Consider the following 7,661-nt stretch of genomic DNA (forward strand, 5'->3'; position numbering starts at 1 on the left):
GAAGCTCCCCGAGAGATGAATGGGCAGACCGTGTACTTTGATGACGATCATCACCCCATCATGCAGGCAAGCCACGAGCAGGAGGAGCTACTCTTTGCCCCAGAAGAATACACCCTCTGGACTCTGGAAGTAGAGCGGGTGAGTGCCGAACTCAAGGCTAATACCCCAAAGCATAGCCCCTCCTCACAGAAGGCTCATACGGAAACTAAGACCCAAACATCCCGCAGGCGTAAGCAGCCTGCTCGCGATACGATCCAAGAGGCTTCTCTCTTCGACTTCACAGATGAAGCAGGACAAGGCCAGGTGGTCCCCACAACCGAGTATCGGGAAGTCTTTGACACATCTCCTCGCCCCTTCCTCTCCGCCCCCGACAGCCACCTTCGCGATGGCTCGATCGTCGCGCAGAAAGGACAGATAGGCTACCTCTCTGACCTCAAGAGGCGACCAACCTTTCACCCCATGGATCTCCCTCTCGCTCAACTTACTCGCCTAAGAGCCTACATAGAGATCCGCGAGAGCTATCACCGGCTCTATGACTATGAGGCCACCAACCATGCCGAGGACAAAGAGGAACGGGAGAAGCTCAACCGACTCTACGATGCTTATGTCGCTCGCTGGGGAGAGCTGAACAAGAAAGCCAATACGGACGTCATTAAGATGGATGCCATGGGGATGGAGATGCTCTTTCTTGAGCGCTCTATCGATGGACACTTCGTCAAAGCGGATATCTTCGATCATCCCACAGCCTTCTCCTCCGCCGAACTCTCAATCGCTTCCGACCCGCTCGAAGCTCTAGGAGCCTCGCTCAACAAGTATGGAAGTGTGGAGCTCTCCTACATGGCTTCGCTACTTCCCGAGATGGAGGAGAACGACATCATCTCTGCCCTCGAGGGACGTATCTACTACAATCCTGAGGTAGGTGGCTATGAGGTAGCCGATAAGTTCATCTCGGGCAACGTAATCGAGAAAGCTGATAGGCTTGCCTCTTGGCTACTTGACCACCCCGACCACGAGGAAGGGAAACAGAGCTTGGCAGCTCTTATGGCAGCACGCCCAACGCCTATACCCTTTGCCGACCTGGACTTCAACCTCGGGGAACGCTGGATCCCAGCAGCTGTGTACGGTGAGTTTGCCTCCGACTTCTTCGGCACAGATATCCGTGTGGCATATCACGCCAACATGGATGAGTATACTATCACTTGTGATCGAAAAAATGGTAACATCTGGCATAAATACGCCGTACAAGGCGAGTTCCGTCGATACGACGGCTTGCACCTACTGAAGCACGCCCTACACAACACCATTCCCGACATTAACAAGAGCAAGGAGGTCATCGACCCCTCCTCGGGAGAAACGAAGTCCATCAAGGTGCGTGATGGCGAGAAAATCCAGCAAGCTAACAACAAGATCGAGGAGATTAGACAAGCCTTTGTCGATTGGCTCACAAGACGCCCTGAGACCTTCAAAGAGCAGCTCACCAGTCGCTACAACGAACTCTTCAATTGCTTCGTGCGCCCCAATTTCGACGGAGCGCATCAGAGCTTCCCCGACCTAGACCTCAAGCGACTCGGCATCCCTGACCTATACAAAAGTCAGAAAGATGCCGTATGGATGCTGAAAACCAATGGTGGGGGGATCTGTGATCATGAAGTAGGGGCAGGAAAGACGCTTATCATGTGTACCGCAGCCTATGAGATGAAGCGACTCGGACTGGCAAATAAGCCCATGATCATAGGACTCAAAGCCAACGTCTTTGATATCGCTGACACCTTCCGCAAGGCCTATCCTAATGCGCGGATACTCTACCCCGGCAAGGATGATTTCACCAAGCAGAACCGCCAGCGCATCTTTGCCGACATCAAGAACAACGACTGGGATTGCATCATCCTGACGCACGAGCAGTTCGGGATGATCCCTCAGGCCCTCGAGATACAACAAGCCATCCTACAAAAGGAGATGGACTCCGTGGAAGAGAACCTCAATGTCCTCCGAAGAGAAGGCAAAGACATCTCCCGTGGGATGCTCAAAGGACTTGAGAAGCGCAAGCAAACACTCGAGGCCAAGCTCCACGACATCCAGGACAGCATCTCCGAGCGTAAGGATGACGCCGTGGACTTCAAGATGATGGGCATAGATCACCTCTTCGTCGATGAGTCACACCAATTCAAGAACCTCATGTTCAACACCCGCCACCACCGTGTATCGGGCCTAGGGAACCCTGATGGCTCACAACGAGCGCTCAACTTGCTCTTTGCCATTAGGACCATCCAAGAGCGCTCGGGCAAAGACCTAGGAGCAACCTTCCTCAGCGGCACTACAATCTCCAATAGTTTGACCGAGCTCTATCTACTCTTCAAGTATCTACGCCCACAAGCCCTCGAGAAACAAGGCATCAACAGCTTTGATGCCTGGGCTGCCGTCTTTGCCAAGAAAAGTACAGACTACGAGTTCTCCATCACCAACGAGATCATTCAGAAGGAGCGCTTCCGCACCTTCATCAAGGTCCCAGAGCTTGCTGCCTTCTATGCAGAAATTTGTGACTTTCGCACCGCAAAAGATATCGGGATAGACCGCCCCAACAAGAATGAAATCCTACACAACATTCCACCAACACCCGAGCAGGAGATCTTCATCAAACAGCTCATGGAGTTTGCCCGTTCAGGAGACGCTACGCTTCTCGGTAGAGAGCCCCTAAGTGACAAGGAAGAAAAGGCCAAGATGCTTATCGCCACCGACTACGCCCGCAAGATGAGCCTCGATCTACGCATGATCAACCAAGAGAAATACAGCGACCACATCGACAACAAGGCCTCACACTGCGCACGGATGCTGGCTCAATACTACCAGAGGTTTGATGCGGCTAAAGGGACCCAGTTTGTCTTCTCTGACCTCGGAACTTACAAGCCTGGAGAATGGAACGTGTATTCCGAAATCAAGCGCAAGCTCATAGAAGACTATAAGATCCCTGCTCACGAGATACGATTCATACAGGAATGCAAGAACGAGCGAGCGAAGAAAGCCATGGTAGAGGCCATGAACCGAGGAGAGATCCGCATCATCTTCGGCTCAACATCAATGCTCGGCACAGGCGTTAACGCCCAGCAGCGAGCCGTGGCCATTCATCATCTCGACACTCCCTGGAGACCATCGGACCTCGAGCAACGCAACGGAAGAGCCGTACGCAAGGGCAATCAAGTAGCCAAGGAGTGCGCGAATAACACGGTCGATGTCATCATCTATGCCGTAGAACGATCGCTCGACAGCTATAAGTTCAACCTCCTACACAACAAGCAGCTCTTCATCAACCAGCTCAAGAGCAATACCCTCGGTGCACGAACCATCGATGAGGGCGCTATGGACGAGGAAAGTGGAATGAACTACTCCGAATATGTGGCCGTACTCTCAGGTAATACTGACCTCCTGGAGAAGGCAAAACTCGACAAGAAGATCACAGCCCTGGAGTCAGAACATAAGAACTTCATGAAGGAGCGAGACGCTGCTTCAGGGAAGCTCCAAGAGCTGGAGCACTCCGTAGAGTTCCACACAAGCCGTGTGGCCGAAGCTAAGGGAGATCAGGCCTTATTTGAAGCTCGCGTGCAGCATGACGCAGAGGGCAATGCCATCAATAAGTTGGAGCTGACGGGGCTTCCAGAGAATTGCGACATGAAGCTCGTAGCATCCCGTCTACAAGAAATCGCCGAGAAAGCTCGAACCCAAGGAGAATACCACAAGATTGGATCAATCTACGGCTTCAATATCTTCGTCAAGACCGAGAGCTCAGCAAAAGACCTCTTCCAAGGCTCCGTCAATCGATTCTTCGTCAAGGGAGAAGGAAGCATCTACTACACGCACAACAATGGTAAACTTGCCAGCGACCCCAAGCTAGCCTGCCAAAACTTTCTCTCAGCCCTCGAGCGCATTCCCAAGGTCATGGCAACCCACGAGAAGGAGCTCACCAGAGCCTCACAAGACATCGAGATCTACAAGGCGATGGCTAGCGGACAGTGGAATAAGGAGGAGGCTCTTAGAGACCTCAAAGCACAGGCAGCAGAGCTTGACAGAAAAATAGCCCTCTCCCTCATCCCTACGGACGGAGCCGAGGGGGAGGGAGAGGACCAAGTAATACAGCAGAAAGAGAACGTACAGCAGCACCCCAATGGAGGAGGCAACACACGCCCGATATCTGTAGGGCAGTCAGCTACGCCAGAAGAATCATCCTCCTTAGCTCAATCCACGGCTTCCCGACCCAACGAGAAGGAAGAAGCTGTGAGTAAAGTCGTCTTCGCTAAACCGAAGATAAGGTAAGAGGAGCTACCAACCACTTGTGCAGATGGAGATAAGTTGTATTAGGATGAAAGCTCCAAGAAGTGGCTAAGGCGCTCTATCTCTTCTCGAAATTTTGTTGGATTATTATCTCGTAACTTCTGAATGTTTTGAAGCTTCCATTGAACTGCCGGGAACCGTCCTAAATCACCCGCTACACAAAGGCTCCAATCAGGAGTGCCCTGTTCAAATGACAAGAGAAACCTCTTATCCCTATCTGTCCAGTTCTCACGAACCCTCTCTACAAGATTCTTGCGAGCCTCTTCATAATCAAGGTAGGAAAACGGCGTACTCGTCATCCCCTTGAACTGATTCTCAAGAGCTTCTTCTTGGTTGATGCAATGAGGTGACAAGGACTCAATAATGGGTTTGTCACTTCCACACAAGCTCAGGAGCAAACCTTGTTTGACCTGCTCCCAATTCTCTTTTCGCATCAACCAAAAATCAAAGAGGTCCCGAGGATGTTGCCGACTAAGAGCTGCAGCGAGCTTCCCTCCGTAGAGTTGAGCATAAGAAACAATACGAGCCTTACAACTTGCTTGGAACACTTCTTGAGCCTTAGGGCACAAACTCAGGATATCGGCTTCCCCAAGAAGGCCTCTTTTCATTCCATTGACTTCAATCTTAACTAGGGCACCTTGATAAGCGCACTGTAGCTTCCACACATCGGCTCTGTGCATGACTTTGATGCCAGGAATGGTGCGCTCTATATGCTCTTTTAAGCCCTGCAACAAGCGATTGATATCAGCCAAGCTCTCACTCCTCGGAGCAATAGGGATATAAGTAAGATCAATATCCACAGAATAACGAGGCATATCTTGATGGAAAAGATTGATCGCCGTTCCTCCATGAACAGCAAATTCTTTTATCCTATAGACAGAAGGCATGATGCGTATTAGCAAGGCTACCTGCTGATGATACTGCTGGCTATTCATAATTATATAATTCTTTAGGAATAGTCATCTTGTATTTAGCAACATAGGCCCCATCCTTAACCAGCTGATGCTTGTGGGAACCAATATCAATTCGGGATACATCTAAATCGTCGAACCAAGCATGCCCAGCCTTTTCCGCCATATAAAGGAAAAGACGTCGCACACGATAATGCTCGACTTCCTCTAATAGCAACTGCAGTACATCTGCTCGAAGCACCGTGAGTTGTTCCATTATATAGAAGAGATCGACATAGTTATATAGCTTGGGAGCTAAATACAGACACTCGATAAAAGCCTGTTCTGGGATCGATACTTGGAGTAGCCAATCTTGATATTGGAATGAAGCAAGGCGAACTGATTGAAGTATCGACGAATGAAATGGTCTGAAATCACGATCAAACAAAGAGGATTTCAACCATAAAGGGACGGAGCGCTGTCGCATGCCAACCATCAAGACTGGCTTGCCCATAGGGACATAGTGATTGAACCCCCATAACTCCAAAGCGGAATGAGCCGCAACATACAAGTCAGAAGATACTTGACTTTGATAAGAAGCCAGGGCTCCCAAAGCAGACAAGCTCTCTCCTTTACGATAAAAAACACCCTTTGATAGAGCTGATAACCACCCAGACTTACGATAGCGCATAAGGAGCTGAGGACTATAGCCTTGGTCATGTAGCCAGCTTGAGAAGAAGAGCCCGCCCTTCTGGGCAAGCTGAAGCAGCTGGTTTATCTTTGCTTCTCTATATACACCCATAGTTTATTACTATTTGCTTTTATCAACCACAAAGATAGGCAATTAAAGATGACTTCCGCCTGTCCTAAAGTTGATTACTCTGCCAAATAATACACTATAAGTTTATTACAAAGATCGGAACTTCAACCAGCAGAACTCTCAGGGGCTAAAACCTCATCGCTACCACTCCTCGCGTCGCCTAAGCATCTCATCAACCTCTGCTCTCAAAAAGAGCAAGCGACCATTAGCCTTGAGGTAGGGAATCTTCCCAAGGGAGACCCAGTTGTAGATGGTCTTCTGCTCCACCTTGAGGAGCTTAGACACGTCAATAATATCGAGGTACTCTGCTCGGAGGGGAGGATAAACCCGAAGTTCATGTTCTTGCCTTTGCAGGCAGAGCAGCTCATCAAGCTTAGCTTCCATCAGCATAAGCTTCTCAAAAAGGCTCCGAAACTGAGCCTCGCTCTGGTGTGAATCTAGATGGGGCATGACTTGTTCTCTTGATAGTTTCCTTGGGCATCTTGCCTAAGAATGCCCTGCTCTTTCATGTAGGCAATGTACTTCTTTGCGGTACGATCTTTGATCTCAAGCTCGCGCATCAAGACTTCGCAGAGGTCCTGATAAGATAGATGACTCGTCGTACGGAAAAGCTCACGAACTACAGCAAGCAGCTCGCTACTCTTACGCCGGTCTTTGTCTTCCTTAGACTTCTCCCCTCGGTAGACGTGCATATCAAGAGCCTTATCCCAGCCAAAGAGCATCATCGGCACATCTAAAGGACTACCATCTCTAACTTTTAAGGCCTTGACAACCGAGTATTCAGGGTGATCATCTCTCTCAATAGAGAGAATACCTGCCGCCTTGCGCTGTAGCTCGGAACCAATATGCCCCCTGAGCTTAATCCCGCTCGGCACAAAGTGAAGGACACAGATAAGGCAGGTGTTATAGATACCGGCCAAGCGGTAGAGCTCATCGACGATAGCAATGCTCTCCGTCTCATCATTAGCTGATCGAATGAGGTCGGCAATACCATCAATAACCACGAGGTGAATACCCCCATGCTTATGATGAAAGATGTCCATACTCTCTTGGATAAGCTTCAAGCGATCCTTACGCGAGAGCGAAGCTAGATAGAGCGAATGGTAGAAGTCAGGGACAGCCGTGAGCGATGCCCGGCGGAGCGTTTTACCTAGGTTCTTGTGTAGCTGAGCCTCTGACTGCTCCGTATCGTAGTGTAGAACCGCCAGCCCCCTTGGATTCGGCGTAACTTCAAGCCCTAGGGTCAGCCCGGCATCCAGGCGTTGCTGGGCAAGGGCTCCAGCAAGGATAGCAGAGACATAGTTACTCTTACCCGTACCCTCTCCTCCCGTAATGCAGAAGAGGTTGTCCTGCGTCCCAAGAGGTACCCCGTTAACTGCTACGAGCGATTTAGAGGCATCAGGAGGGTTATCATAGTCGATTTCACACGAGCGTAGGAGCATCATCGTTTGCGTGTACATCTGAGAGAGGAGCGTATTCAGTAGCCCTCGGAAGTCGGCCTCCTCATTCCCCAGAGCAAAGTAATCCGAAATATCCTTCTCAGCCTTCGTCCCTTTGAGTGGAAGCTGAAGCTGCTTCACATGATAAGCCGACAAGCGACCTACCTGCCGCTGAGCCTCACGAAGCCC

The 7,661-nt window shown here is 50.3% G+C and carries 5 protein-coding genes; 1 reads left to right on the forward strand and 4 read right to left on the reverse strand.

Going from position 1 to position 7,661, the window contains the following annotated elements; translation table 11 throughout:
• Positions 1–4,305 (forward strand): helicase-related protein (locus tag HMPREF1323_RS07615; protein ID WP_044124226.1); only part of this gene is annotated, 4,305 nt, incomplete at its 5' end.
• Positions 4,306–4,346: 41 nt separating this feature from the next.
• Here HMPREF1323_RS07615 and HMPREF1323_RS07620 read toward each other — a convergent pair.
• The 4 genes from HMPREF1323_RS07620 to HMPREF1323_RS07635 all read right to left on the reverse strand — a co-directional run.
• Complete coding sequence (locus HMPREF1323_RS07620) at positions 4,347–5,258, reverse strand: nucleotidyl transferase AbiEii/AbiGii toxin family protein (RefSeq protein WP_009433576.1); 912 nt, start codon at positions 5,256–5,258, stop codon at positions 4,347–4,349.
• The gene (locus HMPREF1323_RS07625; protein ID WP_009433578.1) at positions 5,251–6,015 is read right to left on the reverse strand and encodes a type IV toxin-antitoxin system AbiEi family antitoxin domain-containing protein; all 765 of its coding nucleotides are present in this window, start codon (positions 6,013–6,015) and stop codon (positions 5,251–5,253) included. Before HMPREF1323_RS07625 ends, HMPREF1323_RS07620 begins: the two co-directional genes overlap by 8 nt.
• Before the next feature lie 159 nt (positions 6,016–6,174).
• A complete protein-coding gene (locus HMPREF1323_RS07630) occupies positions 6,175–6,483 on the reverse strand; it encodes a helix-turn-helix domain-containing protein (RefSeq protein WP_044124227.1) in 309 nt (102 codons plus the stop codon).
• Positions 6,471–7,661, reverse strand: a 1,191-nt coding sequence (locus tag HMPREF1323_RS07635) for an AAA family ATPase (RefSeq protein ID WP_009433580.1), incomplete at its 5' end; no start/stop codon positions are given. The genes HMPREF1323_RS07635 and HMPREF1323_RS07630, both read right to left, overlap by 13 nt.

This window comes from Porphyromonas sp. oral taxon 279 str. F0450, assembly GCF_000292995.1.
Lineage (GTDB): Bacteria > Bacteroidota > Bacteroidia > Bacteroidales > Porphyromonadaceae > Porphyromonas > Porphyromonas pasteri.

Coding starts and splice junctions, on each gene's coding strand:
- HMPREF1323_RS07620 (WP_009433576.1), bottom strand. CDS start 5,258: ATGAATAGCCAGCAGTATCATCAGCAGGTAGCCTTGCTAATACGCATC.
- HMPREF1323_RS07625 (WP_009433578.1), bottom strand. CDS start 6,015: ATGGGTGTATATAGAGAAGCAAAGATAAACCAGCTGCTTCAGCTTGCC.
- HMPREF1323_RS07630 (WP_044124227.1), bottom strand. CDS start 6,483: ATGCCCCATCTAGATTCACACCAGAGCGAGGCTCAGTTTCGGAGCCTT.